The organism is Kosakonia sp. CFBP8986, assembly GCF_034044935.1.
Lineage (GTDB): Bacteria > Pseudomonadota > Gammaproteobacteria > Enterobacterales > Enterobacteriaceae > Kosakonia > Kosakonia cowanii.
Genome location: NZ_JAXCXB010000002.1, coordinates 134,336 through 154,672, shown reverse-complemented (window position 1 = coordinate 154,672; position 20,337 = coordinate 134,336). Strand labels below are relative to the sequence as shown.

The window sequence follows — 20,337 nt, the reverse complement described above, 5'->3', positions numbered from 1 at the left end:
TATGCGGTGAACGGGACAAGGGGGGGACCGCTCCCCCCTTGTCAATCCCCGCGGCCCCGCGAGGAAATCGGTGCTTCGCACTGCGCTCACCTCCCGCGTGCCTGACGGCGGCCGGCTCGACTCGACATCCTGTCTCGGTTCGCCTCTGTCCGCCATCCATGGCGTCCAGACCTTGTCATTCACGCTTCGGTTCGCCGATTTCAGCGGGGACACAACCCCTCGCTGCCATATTGCAGATAAAAGCAACGCTGGTGTCGCTGTAGGCTCGGTTTGGTAGGCCGGATAAGGCGTAGCCGCCATCCGGCAATCGGTGCCGCAGAGATAATGCCGGATGGCGCGTAAACGCTTATCCGGCCTACGCTACCCCTTCCAGCGAAGCCACATGCCAGGCCCATTGCCGGATGGCGCTAACGCTTATCCGGCCTACGAACCTCATCCTGCCGAAGGTTACAACGGCGCGGTCTGCGCCTCGGCCACCGCTAACGCCACCATATTGACGATCCGCCGCACGGAGGCGATCGGCGTCAACACATGCACCGGCTTCGCCACCCCCATCAGCACCGGCCCGACGGTTACCCCTTCGGCGCTGGAAACCCGCAGCAGGTTGTAACTGATTCGTGCAGCTTCGACATTCGGCATAATCAGGATATTCGCCGTTCCCTTCAGTGGGCTGTCGGGCATTCTGTCCTGACGAATCGACTCATCCAGCGCCGCATCGCCATGCATCTCGCCATCAATCATCAACTCCGGTGCCCGCTCGCGCACCAGCGCTAAGGTCTCACGCATCTTCACCGCCGCTGGCGCATTGGATGAGCCGTACTGCGAGTGCGAAAGCAGCGCCACGCGGGGTTCAATGCCGAAACGGCGCACCGTCTCCGCCGCCAGCAGGGTGATCTCTGCTAACTGATCGGCGCTAGGATCTTCGTTGACGTAGGTATCGGCGATAAAGGTGTTGCCGCTTGGCAGCAGCAGCGCATTCATCGCGCCTGCGGCATGCACGCTGTCGCGATAACCAAAGATGTCGCGCACCACGCTGAAGTGCTCATGGTATTCGCCAATGGTGCCGCAGATCATCGCATCCGCTTCACCGCGATGCACCATGATGGCACCAATCACCGTGGTGTTAGCGATCACCGCACGCTGCGCCTGCTCCTGCGTTACGCCCCGGCGCTTCATGATGTTGAAGTACTCCGTCCAGTACTCTTTAAAGCGCGGGTCGGACTCGTTATTCACAATCTCAAAATCCGCACCGGCGCGAATTTGCAGCCCCAGCTTCTGAATGCGCATCTCAATTACACTCGGGCGACCAATGAGAATCGGTTTCGCCAGCCCCAGCGTCACCAGCTCCTGGGTGGCATGCAGCACGCGCGGCTCCTCCCCTTCCGTCAGCACCACGCGCTTCGGCGCGCTGCGGGCCTGGGAGAAGATCGGCTTCATAAACAGATTGGTTTTATAGACAAACTCGGCGAGCTTATCGACATAGGCGTCGAAATCGCTAATCGGCCGCGTCGCCACGCCGGACTCCATCGCCGCTTTTGCCACCGCCGGCGCGATTTTGACAATCAAACGCGGGTCGAAGGGTTTCGGGATCAGGTAATCAGGCCCAAAGCTGAGATCCTGGTCGCCATAGGCCGAGGCCACCACTTCGCTCTGCTCGGCGTGTGCCAGCTCGGCAATGGCATGCACCGCCGCTAGCTTCATCTCTTCGTTGATCGCCGTTGCGCCAACATCCAGCGCGCCACGGAAGATAAAGGGGAAGCAGAGCACGTTGTTGACCTGGTTGGGGTAGTCCGATCGGCCGGTACAGATGATCGCATCCGGGCGCACCGATTTTGCCAGATCCGGCAGGATCTCCGGCTCCGGGTTAGCCAGCGCAAGGATCAGCGGCTGGCGCGCCATCTCTTTCACCATCTCCGGGGTCAGCACTTTTGGCCCCGAGCAGCCGAGGAAGATATCCGCGCCCGCCACCACTTCTGCCAGCGTGCGTTTGCCGCTGTCCTCCACCGCATAGGCGGCTTTGGTCTCTGCCATGTTTGGCTCGCGGTCTTTGTAGATCACCCCTTTCGAGTCACAGACCACAATGTTGTGTTTCTGCATCCCGAGCGCCACCAGCAGGTTCATACAGGCGATGGCCGCCGCGCCTGCGCCGGAAACGACCATGCGCACGTCAGAGAGGTTCTTTTCCACTACCCGCAGGCCGTTGAGAATAGCGGCGGTGCTGATGATCGCCGTGCCGTGCTGATCGTCATGGAACACCGGAATGTTCATGCGCTCACGCAGTTTCGCTTCAATGTAGAAGCACTCCGGCGCTTTAATATCTTCCAGGTTAATGCCGCCGAAGGTCGGCTCCAGCGCGGCAACCACGTCGATCAGTTTGTCGGGATCCTGCTCGTCAACTTCGATATCGAACACATCAATACCGGCGAATTTCTTAAACAGAACGCCTTTGCCCTCCATCACCGGCTTACCGGCGAGCGCGCCGATATTGCCAAGGCCGAGCACGGCGGTGCCGTTGGAGATAACGGCCACCAGATTGCCGCGCGCGGTGTATTTGTAGGCTGCCAGCGGGTCTTTCTCAATTTCCAGACAGGGAGCGGCAACACCGGGCGAGTACGCCAGCGCCAGGTCGCGCTGGGTCGCCAGCGGTTTGGTGGGGGAAACCTGAATCTTACCCGGGCGAGGAAACTCGTGAAAATCGAGGGCACTCTGTTTTAATTGGTCGTCCATTAGATGTTCCTTTCACGTTGCTTTCAGCGTCAAGAGTGTTAACGCGTGATGACACTCCAATGCACCGACCAGTATGGCCTTTGTCGGCGGCATAAACTTTGAAGGTCGCCATACTCTGACCATCGCATCAACAAAACTGTTACGTATATCTCCCATCTTTGTTACCTGCTGCAAAACCCCGTAAAGGGCTGCGTCTGCTATGCTTTTTTGTTATGCAGCTCTCATCCTGACAACAGCGCGATGCGACGCGCGTAAATAACACACTGCTTTTTAAGGAGTTATCTTCATGAATTATTTAGACGGCCTGAAACAGTTCACCACCGTAGTGGCGGACAGCGGCGACATCGAATCCATTCGCCATTACCAGCCGGAAGATGCCACCACCAACCCCTCCCTGCTGCTGAAGGCCGCTGGGCTGGGCCACTTTTCCCATCTGGTCGACGACGCGCTGGAGTATGGCAAAGCGCGCGGCAAAACCCAGGAGCAGCAGGTCGCGGAAGCGAGCGATAAACTGGCAGTCAATATCGGTGCGGAAATTCTGAAAAGCATTCCGGGCCGCGTCTCCACCGAAGTCGATGCGCGTCTCTCCTACGACAAAGAGAAGAGCATTGCCAAAGCACGCCGTATCGTTGAGCTTTACCAGGAGCAGGGGATCGATAAGTCACGCATTCTGATCAAACTTGCCTCCACGTGGGAAGGTATCCGCGCGGCGGAAGAGCTGCAAAAAGAGGGTATCGACTGTAACCTGACGCTGCTCTTCTCCTTTGCGCAGGCGCGCGCCTGTGCCGAAGCGGGCGTCTATCTGATTTCGCCGTTCGTCGGGCGCATCTATGACTGGTACAACGACCGCAAACCGATGGACCCGTACGTGGTGGATGAAGATCCGGGCGTCAAATCCGTACGCAATATCTATGACTACTACAAACAGCACCGCTACGAGACCATCGTGATGGGCGCCAGCTTCCGCCGCGTCGAGCAGATCCTTGCCCTCGCCGGCTGTGACCGCCTCACCATTTCGCCTGCGCTGCTGCAAGAGTTGCAGGAGCATGAAGGCACCGTCGAGCGCAAACTGGTGCCGTCGTCCCAGACCTTCTCGCGCCAGGCGAAAATGACCGAAGCGGAGTTCCGCTGGGAACATAATCTTGACCCGATGGCGGTTGAGAAACTCTCTGACGGCATCCGCCAGTTCGCCGTCGACCAGCGCAAACTCGAAGATCTGCTTGCTGCCAAACTTTAACCTTTTGTCACGGAGTGAACTATGTCCCGTAAAGAGCTTGCTAACGCCATTCGCGCCCTGAGTATGGACGCGGTGCAAAAAGCCAATTCCGGCCACCCCGGTGCGCCAATGGGGATGGCGGATATCGCGGAAGTGCTGTGGAACGACTTTCTGCAACACAACCCGGCCGACCCGACCTGGTACAACCGCGACCGCTTTATTCTCTCCAACGGTCACGCCTCGATGCTGCTCTACAGCCTGCTGCACCTCAGCGGCTATGACCTGCCGATCGAAGAGTTGAAGAACTTCCGTCAGTTGCACTCCAAAACGCCGGGCCACCCGGAAATTGGCTACACGCCGGGCGTAGAAACCACCACCGGCCCGCTGGGCCAGGGGCTGGCGAACGCCGTCGGTCTGGCAATTGCCGAGCGCACGCTGGCGGCGCAGTTTAACCGTCCGGGTCACGACATTGTCGATCACTACACCTATGTCTTTATGGGCGACGGCTGTCTGATGGAGGGGATCTCCCACGAAGTCTGCTCGCTGGCGGGCACGCTGGGCTTAGGCAAACTGATTGGCTTCTACGATCACAACGGCATCTCCATTGATGGCGAAACCGAAGGCTGGTTTACCGATGACACCGCCAAACGCTTCGAAGCCTATAACTGGCATGTGATCAGCGAAGTGGATGGTCACTCTGCGGAAGCGGTGAAAAAGGCCATTGAAGAAGCGCAGCAGGTGAAAGATAAGCCGACGCTGATTATCTGCCGCACGGTGATTGGTTTTGGCTCGCCGAACAAAGCGGGCAAAGAGGAGTCCCACGGTGCGGCGCTCGGTGATGAAGAAGTGGCGCTGACCCGCAAACAGCTGGGCTGGAACTATGGCCCGTTCGAGATCCCGAAAGAGATCTATCAGGCGTGGGACGCCCACGATCGCGGTGCGAAAGCCCAGCAGTCGTGGAATGAGAAACTGGCAGCGTGGGAGAAAGAGTTCCCGGATCTGGCAGCCGAATTCAAGCGCCGCATGAGCGGTGGACTGCCGGAGAACTGGGAGCAGCTCACCTCCGAGTACATCAACAACCTGCAGGCTAACCCGGCGAAAATCGCCAGCCGTAAGGCGTCGCAAAACACCCTTAACAGCTATGGCCCGGCGCTGCCGGAACTGCTTGGCGGCTCGGCGGATCTGGCGCCAAGTAACCTTACCATCTGGTCAGGCTCCACCTCGATTAAAGAGGATGCCGCCGGGAACTACATTCACTACGGTGTGCGTGAGTTCGGCATGACGGCAATTGCTAACGGCATCGCCCACCACGGCGGTTTTGTGCCCTACACTGCAACCTTCCTGATGTTCGTTGAGTATGCCCGCAACGCGGCGCGTATGGCGGCGCTGATGAAAGCGCGGCAGATCATGGTCTACACCCATGACTCAATCGGCCTTGGCGAAGATGGCCCGACGCACCAGGCGGTTGAGCAGATTGCCAGCCTGCGTCTGACGCCAAACTTCAGCACCTGGCGCCCCTGTGACCAGGTGGAAGCGGCAGTTGGCTGGAAACTGGCGATTGAGCGCCATAACGGCCCGACAGCGCTGATCCTCTCACGTCAGAACCTTGCCCAGATGGAGCGAACCCCGGAGCAGGTCAAGGCGATCAGCAAAGGCGGTTATATCCTGAAAGATAGCGACGGCAAGCCGGATCTGATCCTGATTGCTACCGGCTCTGAAATGGAGATCACCATGAAGGCCGCTGAGCAACTGAGCAGCGAAGGCGTGAAGGTGCGGGTAGTTTCGCTGCCTTCCACGGATATCTTTGATGCCCAGGATGAAGCGTGGCGCGAATCGGTGCTGCCATCGGATGTCAGCGCGCGCGTCGCGGTAGAAGCCGGGATTGCCGATTACTGGTACAAGTATGTTGGTCTGAAGGGCGCGATTGTCGGCATGACCGGCTATGGCGAGTCCGCGCCGGCGGAGAAACTCTTCCCTTACTTCGGCTTTACCGTTGAGAACATCGTGGCGAAAGCCAAAGCGGTTCTTAAGAAGTAATCTTCAGGCGCGCCCGCTTCGGCAGGCGCGCTTTCTCTTATTTCACTACCTGCAACGCTTCGCTCTCTTGCGGCGTGACAATCTCTTCCTGCTTCTCATCCCATAGCGCTTTTTTCACCAGCACAAAGCCCGGATGCTGGGGATCGCGCTTCACCAGCGCGGCAGCGTCGTCATCTTCCTGCACATTGCTGTTATAGGGGAAGGAGGGCACGGATTTAATCCACTCTCCCTGCTGGATATCGTAGACGTAGACCACGTTCCACGCGCTGGTCCACCATTGCGGGAAGATCACCACCCGATCGCGACCGCTGTCGTCAAGACCGGAGAGCGTCTCTACGGTGGCGCCAATACACTGCGGCAGCGTGGCAGGTTTGATAGCCGGGTTGCTGCTCCACAGCGAGCAGTCGCAGTCGCCCTCTTGCGTACAGCTGCCACCAGAGTGCGGATCGCGGGCACTGACCCACACCGTCTCTTTCGTAACGCCGTCGAATTTGCCCTTAGTCAGCGCGCCCTGCACCGCCGCCTCTTTCTGATTCAGGCGGGTAAGCAGATCCGTTTCGCCGCTGATGCGCCAGCCCGCCGGTTGATGCTGGAGGGTTAACTGCGCGGGGTAATTTTTAAGCTTGTCAGCCTCCAGCCCGGCCTGTTTGACAAAATCGACCTCAACATTGCCCGTGCTGCTTTCATTGATATCAAGCGTGGTGATGATGCGCTGGGTGAAGTGCGGCGCGCGGGCAGCGAAATCCTGCTGCTTGTGCAGCACCGCGTCGCGGGAGAGGTTTTCACCAAACCAGTTCACCTGGTCGGCATAGAGATCGCTTGCATCGGCCTTGCCGTTGAGATGGCTGTTCCAGCGCTCAACCTGCGCAGCGATGGCCTTATTGTCGGCGGCGGTAAGTTCAGCTCTGGCAGGCAGAGCGGCGATAAAAGCCAGGCTTAAGGCAAGCCATGGCGTAAACAGAGGTTTCATTATTCCCTTCCCGATTGCGGTGTGCGGGCGGATTATAATGAGCGCGGGGCGGTTTCGTCACTCGCTTATCGCGTGACCCACAAAGTTGGCCATGAATCCGGTCCGTGCCAGCTATCGCAGGTTGGCTCCTGGGCGTAACGCACGAGGCGGAAATTCTGCCCGTCGAAACGCCAGCGGCTGGCAACGCCGCAATCTGCGAGGCCTCGCCCTTTCGCCAGCGTTGTCAGCTCGCGGCTCTTCTCATTAAACGAGGCATTCATCAGCTCCATCTCGCTGTTGCCGTTATCCGGGGAGAAGGGCAGGCGCAGGCGCACCAGGCGGGAGATAAACGGTTTTTGCCGCGAGACAAGCCAGGCGAGATCGACCACGTTGTAAGCGCCCGCTTCGCAATCAATCATCAGCAGCGCTTTGTCATTGGTCAGAGCATAGACCCGCACCTGGCGGCGCGCCGGGTCGAGGGAGCACTGGGTGTTGCTCATTCGCCAGTTGCCGTAATCAAGCAGATCGTTGAGTTGCTGGTGGGTTAAGGGCGCGGGGGCCGCAGTGGGGTGAACAACCTCTTTTAAGGCGGGCGCAGGCGGCACGCTCAGCGGCGGGCTGACGCCTTTTTTGATCCACGCCGTTTTACTGCCGACGCGCTTTTGCTGCGCGTCAATAAACAGCAGCGCGGCTTTCAGCCCGGCGAGTGAAATACGCCCCTGCCCGCTCTGCAAGGTAATGGTCTGCCCCTCCTGGATAGTCTCCAGCAGCGCGGCAACGGTTTGCGGGTTGCTGGTCATCAGATGCCACGGCGCGATCTTCCACTCCGTATTGGCCATCTTCAGCGGTTGACCATCAAGCAGCAGTCGCCCGGCAATCGGCGGCGCTTTGCCCGCCGGAATACCGATACCGCCGAGATCGATGCGCAGCGCAGCATCGGCACGCGCCCCGGCGCTGCGCTCAAGGCTCATCACCAGCCCGGCGTGTTCGCCAATATTGCGCGCCACGCAAAAATTCTGGTTATTACAGGTTACTTGCCAGTCGGAGAAGGTTTTCTGTGCGGGCGCGGCCCATAGAGCGGGTGCGGTGCAGAGACCGAAAAGGAGAGTGAGTACGCTGCGATAACGCATGAATGGTGCAACCCCGGAAGAATAGACGCAAAACTGGCGTATCTTTACTCCCGCGGTTGACCGGCTCAATCGGATTTATCGGATAGCTTCATGCGAAAGTTGGTAGGGGGTATAAAAAGCGCGTCACGCCATCAGTCCGGAGGTTTGCAGATACTGCAGTAAAATGACCGCCTTGCCGTCGCGGATCTCGCCGCTTGCTACCATTGCCAGCGCCTGTTCAAACGGCAGCTCCAGCACTTCAATATCTTCATCTTCCACGCCGCCGCCGTTGTTGGCGCGCTGGGCATCGCTATATTCGGCGACAAAAAAGTGTACGATTTCGGTTACGCCGCCTGGCGACATATAGAGTTCGAACACTTTACGCACCTCACCCACCTGATAGCCGGTCTCTTCAACCGCCTCTTTGCGAATGCACACTTCCGGCTCGTCGTCGTCCAGCAGACCGGCGCAGGCTTCAATCAGCATGCCGCTCTCGTTGCCATTCACCCAGCTGGCGATACGGAACTGGCGAATAAGCACCACGCTCTGTTTTTCGCGGTTATAAAGCAGAATCGTCGCGCCGTTGCCGCGGTCATACACTTCACGTTTATGGCGGATGACCTCGCCGTTCTGACGCGTCAAATCGTAGGTGATATTGCGCAGGACAAAGTAGTTTTCGGAGAGGATTTTATCTTTAATCACAGCGATTTTTAGCGACATAGCAGGCTCCAGAAGAGAAACAGAATGGCGTTATAGTACGCGTCCGGGCCTGCTTTGTCGCCGTACCGTTAATGTTTCTCCGGCGGGTTAATCCCGAGCCACGCCATCATTCCCTGCGCCGCATGACGCCCCTCCGCCATTGCCGTAACCACCAGATCGGCACCACGCACTGCATCGCCACCGGCAAAAATTTGCGGGTGAGTGGTCTGATAGCGGTAAGGACTGTTGACGCTTGCCGCAATGCGCCCCCACTCATCCACCTGCACCCCAAGGCACGACAACCACGGCATCGAATGGGGGTTGAAGCCAAAGGCCATGATCACCGCATCGGCGGGCATAATAAACTCGCTGCCCGCTATCGCTACCGGACGACGGCGGCCTTTCGCGTCCGGCTCGCCGAGCTGGGTGCGCTGTAAGCGAATGCCGCTCACCTTGCCCTCTTCATCCACTTCAATGTTGACTGGCTGGACGTTGAACTCAAAGTTCGCCCCCTCGTCGCGGGCGTTTTTCACCTCTTTTTTTGAGCCGGGCATATTGGCTTCATCCCGGCGGTAAGCACAGGTAACCTGCGCTGCGCCGTGACGCAGCGCGGTGCGCACGCAGTCCATCGCCGTATCGCCGCCGCCCAGCACCACCACGTTAAGCCCGGCGGTGTCGATAAACGGCTCATCCACCGTAGTCTTAAGCCCCATCAGCTGTTTGGTATTGGCAATCAGGAACGGTAACGCATCGTAGACGCCCGGCGCCTCCTCATTGGGCAGGTTGGCTTTCATCGAGCGGTAAGTGCCGACGCCGACGAACACCGCGTCAAACTCCTCAAGCAACTGCTCCATTGAGCGATCTTTGCCGATTTCACAATTAAGCTCGAAACGGATGCCCATCGCGCTGAAGATTTCGCGCCGCCGCACCAGCAGGGATTTGTCGAGTTTGAAGGCCGGAATACCGAAGGTGAGCAGGCCACCAATTTCCGGGTGGCGATCGAAGACGGTGGCGCTGACGCCGTGGCGGGCCAGCACGTCGGCGCACGCCAGCCCCGCAGGCCCTGCGCCAATAATCGCCACGCGCTTATCGACGGGCTTCACCTGCCGCAGGTCGGGCCGCCAGCCTTGCGCCAGCGCCTGATCGGAGATGTAGCGCTCAATATTACCGATGGTGACCGCGCCGGAGGCATCGCGCAGAGTACAAGACCCTTCGCAGAGACGATCCTGCGGGCAGACGCGGCCGGTGATCTCCGGCAGGCAGTTGGTCTGGTGCGACAGCTCCACCGCCGCGGCGATATCGCCAGCTTTTACGCGCTCAATCCATTGGGGAATGTGGTTATGCAGCGGGCAGCGCCATTCGCAGATGCTGTGCTCGCCGCAGGTTAAGCAGCGCCGCGCCTCCTGCTGCGCCTGCACGGGTTGAAACGGCAGGTAGATCTCATCAAAGCCGCTTTTCCGCGCCGCGATCGCCAGCTTATCCGGCTCGCCGCGCGCGCCGGCACTGCGCAACTGGCGCATTTTGCTGTCGTTCTGCGCCGGAACATCGTGCCACGGCAGCGCCTGCTGGCTGGCGGTGCGCAATCGCCGCGCTTTCGCCATCTTTGCCAGCGTCTCTGCGTTGACTAAGGTGAGCGCATCCGCCGGGCAGTTCTCCACGCAGGCCGGGCCTGCCGTGCGCTGCGCGCAGAGATCGCATTTGTGGGCGGTCGCTTTCACCTGCCCGTCTGCGCCCGTGACCAGCACCTGCATCGTGCCGAACGGGCAGGCGACAACGCAGGATTTGCAGCCGATACATTTCTGCTGATTAACCTGCACCGCATCATCGACGCGGGTGATGGCACCGTTCGGGCAGCTGCGCGCGCAGGGGGCGGCTTCGCAGTGATGGCAGGTCACCGCGCTGTTCTGCCGGGGATGTTTGATAACGGTAATACGTGGGTAAAACACATCAGGGGTAAGGGGATGCTGCTCGTCGTTGTGCGCCATTACGCAGGCCACTTCGCAGGCATGACATCCAATACAGTGTTGGCTATTCGCCATAATAAAACGGTTCATGGCACCCTTCTTGATTGGCTGGATAAACCTTATCTTTTATATGACTACTCTATTTACCGGGGTGCCTGCGGGCAGGCAATGTCCGTTTGCCCAGAAAGGTTATCTATTTGTCACGAACATGTAGCAGATCAATTTATCTCTGCTTTTCAGAAAAGTTGCAGGCCTGCGCAATCGCGCCAGATGGTCTACAGTCCCTGTAATCGTCTCTTTGCTGGACGAAAGCTAAGTAAAGGTAAAGAATCGACGTTGAGAGTGGGTTCGCGCAGCAGAAAATTTGGCTTAAATTGCGTTCTGCCTCGTGATGCCTCAATCGGGCATGATAATTTACACTTTCTCCTTTATTTCTCCACGATTGGTGTCGCTATTACCGCTACATTGAGGCGGTTATTCTCACCCTAATCATGCGCAGCAATATGAGGTCCTGTTTCTGATGGCGAACTTTTTTATCGATCGCCCCATTTTCGCGTGGGTGCTGGCGATCCTGATCTGTCTGACCGGGGCGCTCGCCATTAGCTCATTGCCCGTTGAGCAATACCCCGATTTAGCGCCGCCAAATGTGCGTATCACCGCCAACTACCCCGGTGCGTCGGCGCAGACGCTGGAAAACACCGTCACGCAGGTGATTGAGCAGAATATGACCGGGCTCGATAACCTGATGTATATGTCCTCCCAAAGCAGCGCCACGGGCCAGGCGTCGATCACCCTGAACTTCCGCGCCGGTACCGACCCCGATGAAGCGGTGCAGCAGGTGCAAAACCAGTTGCAGTCCGCGATGCGCAAGCTGCCGCAGACCGTGCAGAACCAGGGGGTGACGGTGCGCAAAACCGGCGATACCAACATCCTCACCATCGCGTTTGTCTCCACCGACGGGTCGATGGATAAGCAGGATATTGCCGACTATGTGGCGAGTAACATTCAGGACCCGTTAAGCCGCGTCAACGGCGTCGGCGATATCGACGCCTACGGCTCGCAGTACGCCATGCGCATCTGGCTCGACCCGTCGAAGCTCACCAGTTATCAACTCACCACCGGCGATGTGACCCGTGCGATTACCTCACAAAATGCGCAGATTGCCGTTGGTCAACTGGGCGGTACGCCCTCCGTTGACCGCCAGGCGCTGAATGCCACCATCAATGCGCAGTCGCTGTTACAGACGCCGGAGCAGTTCCGCGCTATTACCCTGCGCGTCAATCCTGACGGGTCGGAAGTGCGCCTTGGCGATGTGGCAACCGTCGAACTGGGTGCGGAAAAGTATGACTATCTCAGCCGTTATAACGGCAAAGCCGCCTCCGGGCTTGGCGTGAAGCTGGCCTCCGGGGCGAATGAGATGGAGACGGCAGAGCTGGCACTCCAGCGGCTCGATGAGCTGTCGCACTACTTCCCTCATGGCCTTGAGTACAAAGTGGCCTATGAAACCGCCTCGTTTGTTAAAGCCTCAATCATTGATGTGGTGAAGACGCTGCTTGAAGCGATTGTGCTGGTATTTGTAGTGATGTACCTCTTTTTGCAGAACTTCCGCGCCACGCTGATCCCGACTATCGCCGTGCCGGTGGTGCTGCTCGGCACCTTTGGCGTGCTCTACTCCTTTGGCTACAGCATCAACACCCTGACCATGTTTGCGATGGTGCTCGCCATCGGCCTGCTGGTGGATGATGCGATTGTGGTGGTGGAGAACGTCGAGCGCATCATGAGCGAAGAGGGCCTTTCGCCGCGCGAGGCGACGCGCAAATCAATGGGGCAGATTCAGGGCGCGCTGGTCGGCATTGCGATGGTGCTCTCCGCCGTGTTTGTGCCGATGGCCTTCTTCGGCGGCACCACCGGCGCCATCTATCGCCAGTTCTCAATCACCATTGTTTCAGCGATGGTGCTCTCGGTGCTGGTGGCGATGATCCTGACACCTGCCCTCTGCGCCACGCTGCTTAAACCGCTGCACAAAGGCGAGCAGCACGGGCAGAAAGGTTTCTTCGGCGCCTTTAACCGGGTCTTCAACCGTAATGCCGACCGCTATCAAAATGCGGTGGGTAAAATCCTCCACCACGCTCTTCGCTGGATCCTGCTTTATCTGCTGCTGATTGGCGTGATGGTGCTGCTGTTTATGCGCCTGCCCACCTCATTTCTGCCGCTGGAGGATCGCGGCATGTTTACCACCTCCATTCAGTTGCCGAGCGGTTCAACGCAGCAGCAGACGCTGAAGGTGGTGCAGAAGGTCGAAAAGTACTTCTTCACTCATGAGAAAGAGAATGTGCAGTCGGTGTTCGCGACCGTCGGCTCCGGCCCCGGCGGCAACGGGCAAAACGTTGCCCGTCTCTTTATTCGCCTGAAGGACTGGGAGTCGCGTGATACCACGGACGGCAGCGCCTTTGCCATTATCGAGCGCGCCACCAAAGCCTTTAGCCGCATTAAAGAGGCGCGCGTCTTTGCCGGTAGCCCACCGGCGATCAGCGGTATGGGCAGTTCTGCCGGGTTTGATATGGAGTTGCAGGATCACGCTGGTGCCGGTCACGATGCACTGATGGCGGCGCGCGACCAGCTGATTCAGCTCGCCTCGCAGGATCCGGCTCTGACCCGCGTGCGCCACAACGGCCTGGATGACAGCGCGCAGTTACAGATTGATATCGACCAGCGCAAAGCGCAGGCGCTGGGCGTCTCGATTGATGATATTAACGACACGCTGAAGACCGCCTGGGGCTCCAGCTACGTTAACGACTTTATGGATCGCGGCCGCGTGAAGAAGGTTTATGTGCAGTCGGCGGCGAAATTCCGCATGCTGCCGGATGACATTAACCGCTGGTATGTCCGCAATAGCAGCGGCGGGATGGTGCCCTTCTCCGCCTTTGCCACCTCGCACTGGCAAACCGGCTCGCCGCGTCTTGAGCGCTACAACGGTTATGCGGCGGTAGAGATTGTCGGCGAAGCTGCGCCGGGCGTCAGTACCGGTACGGCGATGGATGTGATGGAAAAGTTAGTGCGCCAGTTGCCGACCGGCTTTGGTCTTGAGTGGACGGCGATGTCCTATCAGGAGCGGCTCTCCGGCGCGCAGGCGCCTGCGCTCTACGCCGTCTCGCTGCTGGTGGTCTTCCTCTGCCTGGCCGCGCTGTATGAGAGCTGGTCGGTGCCCTTCTCGGTGATGCTGGTGGTGCCGCTGGGCGTGATTGGCGCGCTGGTGGCGACCTGGATGCGCGGGCTGGAGAACGACGTCTACTTCCAGGTCGGGCTGCTGACGGTGATTGGCCTCTCGGCGAAGAACGCGATTTTGATTGTTGAGTTTGCCAACGAGATGAATGCCCGCGGCGAAGATCTGCTCGCCTCGACGCTGCACGCCTGCCGCCAGCGTCTGCGGCCAATCCTGATGACCTCGCTGGCCTTTGTCTTTGGCGTGCTGCCGATGGCGACCAGCACCGGTGCAGGCTCAAGCAGCCAGCATGCAGTCGGCACCGGGGTGATGGGCGGGATGATTTCCGCCACGGTGCTGGCGATCTTCTTTGTCCCGCTCTTCTTTGTGCTGGTGCGCCGCCGCTTCCCGCTTAAGGCGAAACCGCGCTAATCGCGGGCAACAAAAAAGGCGACTGGATTCAGGTCGCCTTTTTTACGTGGATATTATTATTAAGCCGTCACTGCTCAATCATTCGTCTGAAAATTATTTACGAAGCATGCCTTCGATAAAATCTTTCCAGTTCCCCATTTCGTGTTCAATCATAACTACCTCTCTTATTATTACGGCCATTCTACTCAATGCCCGGATGCGCTGTGAAGCTATTTAAACCAATCGAATTAATCGCTCTTTACCGGGCATTTCTCTTTGGCTTGGGCTTACTATGCGCCGCTCTGCGGCCTCATACTGTGATTAACGGCAATATTTCCCAAAAACTTGAGGGCTAAATGAAATGGCGATCACATTGTCAGATAAATCTTTAGTTTTGTTATTACGCGATGAACTAGCGGTGACCAAAAGTTATTTAACTAAAATCACCCAACTCACCGTTAAGTGAATTATTATTACCACGCGAATGATATTCGAATTAGATTCCGTTATTCTAATTTTCTGTTCGAATAAGGCAAAAAAGAGACAAAAGGATTCAACATGATCACCATGTATGGCATCAAAAATTGCGACACCATCAAGAAAGCCCGCCGCTGGCTGGAGGCTGAGCAGGTTGAATACCGCTTTCATGATTACCGCGTCGACGGGATTGATGCAGATCTGCTGCGCCCCGCTGTCGCAGAGCTTGGCTGGGAAGCGCTGCTGAATACGCGCGGAACCACCTGGCGCAAGCTGGATGAAGCGCAGCGCGCGGCAGTCGTTGACGCCGAGAGCGCCATTGCCTTAATGGTTGAAATGCCTGCAATGATCAAACGACCATTGCTCTGCGCGCCCGGTAAGCCTATGCTGCTGGGTTTCAATGAATCCAGTTATGGGAAGTTTATTCACGAGGTGTAGTTTATGTCATGCCCGGTTATTGAGCTGACGCAGCAGCTTATTCGTCGCCCTTCTCTGAGTCCCGATGATGCGGGATGCCAGGCGCTGATGATTGAACGCCTGCGCGCTATCGGTTTCACCGTTGAGCCGATGGATTTTGGCGACACGCAGAACTTCTGGGCATGGCGCGGCCAGGGAGAGACGCTGGCGTTTGCCGGTCATACGGACGTTGTCCCGGCGGGCGATGTCGACCGCTGGATCAACCCACCTTTCGAACCCACCATTCGCGACGGCCTGCTGTTTGGTCGCGGCGCGGCGGATATGAAAGGCTCGCTGGCGGCGATGGTGGTTGCGGCCGAGCGTTTCGTGGCACAGCACCCGCAGCACAGAGGCCGCCTCGCCTTTCTTATTACCTCTGATGAAGAGGCCAGCGCCACCAACGGCACGGTAAAAGTGGTTGAAGCGCTGATGGCGCGCAACGAACGTCTCGATTACTGCCTGGTAGGCGAACCGTCGAGCACCGAAGTGGTGGGCGACGTGGTGAAAAATGGCCGTCGCGGCTCCATGACCTGCAACCTGACCATTCATGGCGTGCAGGGACACGTGGCCTATCCGCATCTGGCGGATAACCCGGTTCACCGCGCGGTACCGATGTTAACCGAGCTGGTGGGCATTGAGTGGGATCGCGGCAATGACTACTTCCCGCCGACCAGCATGCAGATCGCCAACGTTCAGGCCGGTACCGGCAGCAATAATGTCATTCCCGGCGAGCTGTTTGTGCAGTTCAACTTCCGTTTCAGTACTGAACTGACGGACGAGATGATCAAAGCGAAGGTGCAGGCGCTGCTGGAGAAATATCAGCTGCGCTACTCCGTGGAGTGGTGGGTTTCAGGCCAGCCGTTCCTCACCGGACGCGGCAAGCTGGTGGATGCGGTGGTTAACGCCATTGAGCACTATAATGAGATTAAACCGCAGTTGTTGACCACCGGCGGCACTTCCGATGGCCGTTTTATCGCGCGGATGGGCGCACAGGTTGTCGAGCTTGGGCCGGTGAACGCAACGATTCACAAAATTAACGAATGCGTAAACGCCGCAGATTTGCAACTGCTGGCGCGGATGTACCAGCGCATTATGGAACAACTCATCGCCTGACGGGCTGGAGGTTCGCATGGATTGGCTGTCAAAATATTGGTGGATTCTGGTGCTGGTTTTTTTAGTCGGCGTGTTGATCAACGTGATCAAAGATCTTAGCCGCGTCGATCATAAAAAGTTTCTCGCCAACAAGCCGGATCTGCCGCCGCATCGTGATTTCAACGATAAGTGGGATGACGAGGATGACTGGCCGAATAAGGACCAGCCGAAGAAGTAACTTTTCACCCCCGTCTGGGGGTGAATCTTTTATAGCAGCTCAATGATGTCATCATCGTTCGGCTTGCCGCCGCTTAACGCCTCATCAAAGTAGTGCTTCGGCACGGTGTACTGCAAATGATGCAGCGCCAGCGCCATGCTGCGATCGTCAATCGCATGTCCCAGGTCTTCAACGATATCGAGCGTGATATCGCCGCCTAACGCCGCAACCGCCTCTTCCGCTTTCACCGCCCAGGCCAGATCGATCACCGGATCGTCGCCGCCGTGGATCAAGTGAATGGTATTAGTAGTGGCTACCCGCTGCGGCAAGCTGGCGTAACGACCGTTAAAAGCAATCACGCGTGAGGCGAGATCCGGCTGCGCCTTAATCCCCTCCAGCGCCATAATCGCTCCCTGCGAAAAGCCAATCAGCGCCGTGGCAAGCGGGCTGATGCCGCTCTTCTGCTGCCAGTAGCGCACCACCTCAATAAACTGCGGCATCACCGCATCGACGCGCTGCTGGCGGTTCTCTTCACTGATATTGCCGACGGAGAACCACTGGCGACCGGGTGCGGCACCGCTCGCCTCAACGCCGCCGATGCTGACAATCAGCGCGTCGGGAAAGGCTGGCGCGAACCAGCGACCAATCTCGCCCATTGAAACCGGGTTATCGCCGACGCCGTGGAACAGCAACAGCAGTTGCTTCGCAGGGCTTGTCGGGCGTTGCACAACAAAATGGGCATCTTTCATCAGGATCTCCTTAACGTGTCAGGTGCAGTCTACGCCGGACAAAAAGAGTGACAATGCCATTTAACTGATTGAGATCGTTAAAAAAACTGTCTGGCCTGCACCTGCTTTTTCAGGGTGTCTGTACGCACTTCATCACTTGCCCGCAACGCCAGACCGGCTTCGGTGCGCTGCTGCGCCAGTAGCGCTTTGCGCCCCGGTAAGCCTAAACGCGCGCAGAGCTGTGCCTCGCGCTCAGAGTGGACAAGCTGTCCACGCAGCGCCGGGAGCGGTAAATCGCTCTGCGCAAGCAGGCGTGAAAGTGCGCCAGTGGCGGCCGAGAGCGGGCGATGGGCAAAAGCAAACCCGGCCAGCTCCAGCCAGTCCTCATCATTAAGGGTAGACTCCAGGATAGGTGGCAGAGCTAACTTTTCCCCCTGCCAGTGAGAAAGCCACGGGAGATCGCGCGCCAGACGCTGCTGCTCATGCTCCGCCAGCGCCTGCCCGGCCTCGCTTAACGGTAACAGCGCCATGGCGGTAAAGCAGCCGCTGCTCGCTTCTCGCTGGCTGCCAAGGCGCACCAGCATAAAGCCGCAGCGCTGCCAGAAGTGCCACAACGCCTGGGTAAAGCCAAAGCTGACCGACAGATAGTCGCAGTTGCTGCCCTGCGCCTGCGCCACCAGCGCGCGGCCAATGCCTTCCCGCTGGCAGTGAGGATGCACGGCAATGCGGCTGATGCGCCGCCCGCGCAGCGTCGCGGCCAGCGGGCTGCCGCCGTGCGCAGCGAGAGATTGCGCCACCAGGTTGCCGCGCGGGCGGCGAAAACCGGCCCATACCGCCTGGCTTAATTCAGGCGATAAACCGCCCTCCTCCACCAGCCAGAGCGCGCCGACAATCTGTTCTGCTTTTTTCGCCAGCCAGAAGTGCTGGCCTGGCGCATCCATCATGCGCCGCAGATCGAGCGGCGAGGTGCGGTAGTGGGCGCTCGCCAGCAGGCGATAGAGTGCGGCAGGCTGCGCAGGATGACGCTGCCAGGCGCTGGCGGGCAGCGGCGCCACCGTGAGCGGGCCGGTGGGTTTATCCGTGGCAACAGCGTCATCAAGCAGTAACAGATCGGCCACCGCGCGCTCAAGGGGGCAACCTGCCGCCCAGCGCAGAGGCGTGGTCAGTGCGCGGTGGCGCAAGTGCGGGAAACCGGCGCAAAACTTCAGTAAAAAACCCTGCCCGGTGCCTTCGTACCCCTGCACCGTGGTGGTTAACAGCACATGGCTAAAGGCGGCGGTCAGGGTATGCAGCAGCGGGCCGGGGATGGCGGCGGCTTCATCGACAACCAGCCAGCCGGGCTGGCTTCCCTGCTGGTTTATCCGCCCGGCCAGTGCATCGGGGGCGATAAAATCAAACTTTTCGCCCGCGTAGTGCGCAAGCACATCGGTGGCAGCACGCGTCGGGGCAGTTACCACTGCGGGTGAGGTTAGGGTTGCGATATGCATTCCGGCAAGAGCGGATTTACCGCGTCCGCGCGGCGCGGTTACTACCATCACGCCGGGCGGCATATCAGCCAGTTCGGCCAGGATCGCCGCCTGCTTGCGCTGCGGCGCACCGCTGGCGGGATGCCAGCCAGCGCGGGGTGGGAAATCAGGAACAGGTTGCGCGCCGCCTTCACGCCAGAGCAGCGTCTGCCCGTCGTGAAAAAGGGTACGGCTAAAGTGGTCAACAAAAACCGGCGTGGGGATGGGATCGGCGGTGTCGCTCCAGCGGCGGCTGTCAGCGTCCGGCTGCTGCGCCCAGCGATCGAGCGGCGGAACCAGTAGCAGCAACCAGCTTCCCGCTTTTAGCGTGCCGCTGAGGGCGGCAAAAGCGGCAACATCAAAGCCGTCGCGCGCATCAAACACCGCATGGCTAAACTCGCGCCCGAGCAACGTGGTGAGCGCGCGCGGCGAGCAGTGCGGCGGCCCGTCGCCCTCTTCACCCACCCACAGCCAGTCGCCGGGGAGCGCGTCACGCAGTTTTTCTGCTTGATCGGCACACCACGCCGCGCTGCCGGAGAGCACCAGCAGGCGACGGATCCCTTCCCGCGCCATCTGCGCGCTCAGTGTAACCAGAGATTGCATAGTGAGGGCTTACAGACGCCCGCTAAAGGTGTCGCACTGCGCCGGATCGCCGCTATCCATGCCGCGTTTGAACCAGCTGTAGCGCTGCGCCGAGGTGCCGTGCGTAAAGCTGTCCGGGATCACGCGACCCTGGCTGCGCTGCTGCAAACGGTCATCGCCAATTGCCTGCGCCGCGTTCAGCGCCTCTGCGAGATCGCCCTCTTCCAGCACGCCCTGCTGCTGCATGCTGTGGCCCCAGACACCGGCATAACAGTCGGCCTGCAGCTCCATGCGAACTGAAAGTGCATTGACCTCTTTCTCGCTGGCGTTCTGCTGCAACTGGCGCACTTTCGCCTCGGTGCCGAGCAGTTTTTGCACGTGGTGACCCACTTCATGGGCAATCACATAGCCCTGAGCGAAATCGCCACCCGCGCCGAGTTTGTTTTTCATCTCATCGTAGAAGGAGAGATCAATATAGACCTTGCTGTCTGCCGGGCAGTAGAACGGTCCCATGATTGACTGGCCCATGCCGCAGCCGGTATTGAACTGATTACGGTAGAGCACCAGCTTTGGCTGCTGGTATTGACGCCCCATTTTCTGGAACAGCTGCCCCCAGGTATCTTCCGTGGAAGCAAAAATCACGCTGGAGAAGCGCGCGGCCTCATCCTCTTTCGGATTAACCGCCGCCTGCTGTGACGACGGCGCACTGACGGGTTGCCCGGTCAACATGCCGGTTAAATCCACGCCGTAATAACTTGCTACCACCACGATCACCAGCAGGACTAACCCGCCTTTGCCCCGCGGCAGGCGGAAACCCCCGCCGCCCATTGAGGGGCCGCCCGACTGGCTCCGTCGGTCTTCTACGTTGTCACTCTCTCGTCGCCCTTGCCAGCGCATACTGCCTCCCTATGCCAATAATGGACTCTGTGTATATATGATCGTAGGCGGTTAGGGAAGGATTACCAC

General features: G+C 58.9%; 15 protein-coding genes. 6 read left to right on the top strand and 9 right to left on the bottom strand.

The features are described from left to right. Positions 1 to 447 precede the first annotated feature (447 nt). Positions 448 to 2,727, bottom strand: a complete 2,280-nt coding sequence (gene maeB, locus SOM48_RS04380; RefSeq protein ID WP_320511502.1) for an NADP-dependent oxaloacetate-decarboxylating malate dehydrogenase — start codon at positions 2,725 to 2,727, stop codon at positions 448 to 450. Positions 2,728 to 3,013: 286 nt separating this feature from the next. On the opposite strand from maeB, the gene tal reads away from it, so the two are divergent. Further along, positions 3,014 to 3,964 carry a transaldolase gene (gene tal / locus SOM48_RS04375; RefSeq protein WP_023481168.1) on the top strand — a complete coding sequence of 317 codons (951 nt, stop codon included), beginning with the start codon at positions 3,014 to 3,016 and terminating at the stop codon, positions 3,962 to 3,964. Positions 3,965 to 3,985: 21 nt separating this feature from the next. Continuing rightward, on the top strand, positions 3,986 to 5,980 hold the full coding sequence (gene tkt / locus SOM48_RS04370) for a transketolase (protein ID WP_128482396.1): 1,995 nt from the start codon (positions 3,986 to 3,988) through the stop codon (positions 5,978 to 5,980). 37 nt (positions 5,981 to 6,017) lie between these two features. On the opposite strand, the gene SOM48_RS04365 is transcribed toward tkt, so the two are convergent. The 4 genes from SOM48_RS04365 to aegA form a co-directional block, all read right to left on the bottom strand. Then, complete coding sequence (locus tag SOM48_RS04365) at positions 6,018 to 6,950, bottom strand: hypothetical protein (RefSeq protein WP_076770251.1); 933 nt, start codon at positions 6,948 to 6,950, stop codon at positions 6,018 to 6,020. Between the two features lie 65 nt (positions 6,951 to 7,015). Beyond that, a complete protein-coding gene (locus SOM48_RS04360; protein ID WP_076770252.1) occupies positions 7,016 to 8,059 on the bottom strand; it encodes a DUF1176 domain-containing protein in 1,044 nt (347 codons plus the stop codon). A gap of 123 nt (positions 8,060 to 8,182) precedes the next feature. Then, on the bottom strand, positions 8,183 to 8,758 hold the full coding sequence (gene nudK / locus SOM48_RS04355; protein WP_128482394.1) for a GDP-mannose pyrophosphatase NudK: 576 nt from the start codon (positions 8,756 to 8,758) through the stop codon (positions 8,183 to 8,185). A gap of 68 nt (positions 8,759 to 8,826) precedes the next feature. Continuing rightward, positions 8,827 to 10,791 (bottom strand): formate-dependent uric acid utilization protein AegA, encoded by a 1,965-nt coding sequence (aegA, locus tag SOM48_RS04350; RefSeq protein WP_320511501.1) that lies wholly within the window; start codon positions 10,789 to 10,791, stop codon positions 8,827 to 8,829. 430 nt (positions 10,792 to 11,221) lie between these two features. Between aegA and acrD the strand changes: the two genes are divergently transcribed. Continuing rightward, on the top strand, positions 11,222 to 14,335 hold the full coding sequence (acrD, locus tag SOM48_RS04345) for a multidrug efflux RND transporter permease AcrD (RefSeq protein WP_128482392.1): 3,114 nt from the start codon (positions 11,222 to 11,224) through the stop codon (positions 14,333 to 14,335). Positions 14,336 to 14,428: 93 nt separating this feature from the next. On the opposite strand, the gene ypfM is transcribed toward acrD, so the two are convergent. Further along, positions 14,429 to 14,488, bottom strand: a complete 60-nt coding sequence (gene ypfM, locus SOM48_RS04340) for a protein YpfM (RefSeq protein ID WP_124971302.1) — start codon at positions 14,486 to 14,488, stop codon at positions 14,429 to 14,431. A gap of 384 nt (positions 14,489 to 14,872) precedes the next feature. Between ypfM and SOM48_RS04335 the strand changes: the two genes are divergently transcribed. The 3 genes from SOM48_RS04335 to SOM48_RS04325 are packed head-to-tail and all read left to right on the top strand — an operon-like array spanning position 14,873 to position 16,577. After that, positions 14,873 to 15,229, top strand: coding sequence for an ArsC family reductase (locus SOM48_RS04335; RefSeq protein ID WP_023481242.1), 357 nt, complete (start codon positions 14,873 to 14,875; stop codon positions 15,227 to 15,229). 3 nt (positions 15,230 to 15,232) lie between these two features. Continuing rightward, positions 15,233 to 16,360, top strand: a complete 1,128-nt coding sequence (dapE, locus tag SOM48_RS04330) for a succinyl-diaminopimelate desuccinylase (protein ID WP_076770255.1) — start codon at positions 15,233 to 15,235, stop codon at positions 16,358 to 16,360. Positions 16,361 to 16,376: 16 nt separating this feature from the next. Further along, positions 16,377 to 16,577 (top strand): YpfN family protein, encoded by a 201-nt coding sequence (locus SOM48_RS04325; protein ID WP_023481257.1) that lies wholly within the window; start codon positions 16,377 to 16,379, stop codon positions 16,575 to 16,577. A gap of 29 nt (positions 16,578 to 16,606) precedes the next feature. On the opposite strand, the gene ypfH is transcribed toward SOM48_RS04325, so the two are convergent. The 3 genes from ypfH to ypfJ all read right to left on the bottom strand — a co-directional run bounded on the left by ypfH (position 16,607) and on the right by ypfJ (position 20,268). After that, positions 16,607 to 17,305: an esterase gene (ypfH, locus tag SOM48_RS04320; RefSeq protein ID WP_076770256.1), complete on the bottom strand. Its 699-nt coding sequence runs from the start codon at positions 17,303 to 17,305 to the stop codon at positions 16,607 to 16,609. A 77-nt stretch (positions 17,306 to 17,382) separates the two neighbouring features. Further along, the gene (locus tag SOM48_RS04315; RefSeq protein ID WP_320511500.1) at positions 17,383 to 19,392 is read right to left on the bottom strand and encodes a tRNA(Met) cytidine acetyltransferase TmcA; all 2,010 of its coding nucleotides are present in this window, start codon (positions 19,390 to 19,392) and stop codon (positions 17,383 to 17,385) included. 9 nt (positions 19,393 to 19,401) lie between these two features. Next, positions 19,402 to 20,268 (bottom strand): KPN_02809 family neutral zinc metallopeptidase, encoded by an 867-nt coding sequence (gene ypfJ, locus SOM48_RS04310; RefSeq protein ID WP_042717307.1) that lies wholly within the window; start codon positions 20,266 to 20,268, stop codon positions 19,402 to 19,404. Between the last annotated feature and the right edge of the window lie 69 nt (positions 20,269 to 20,337).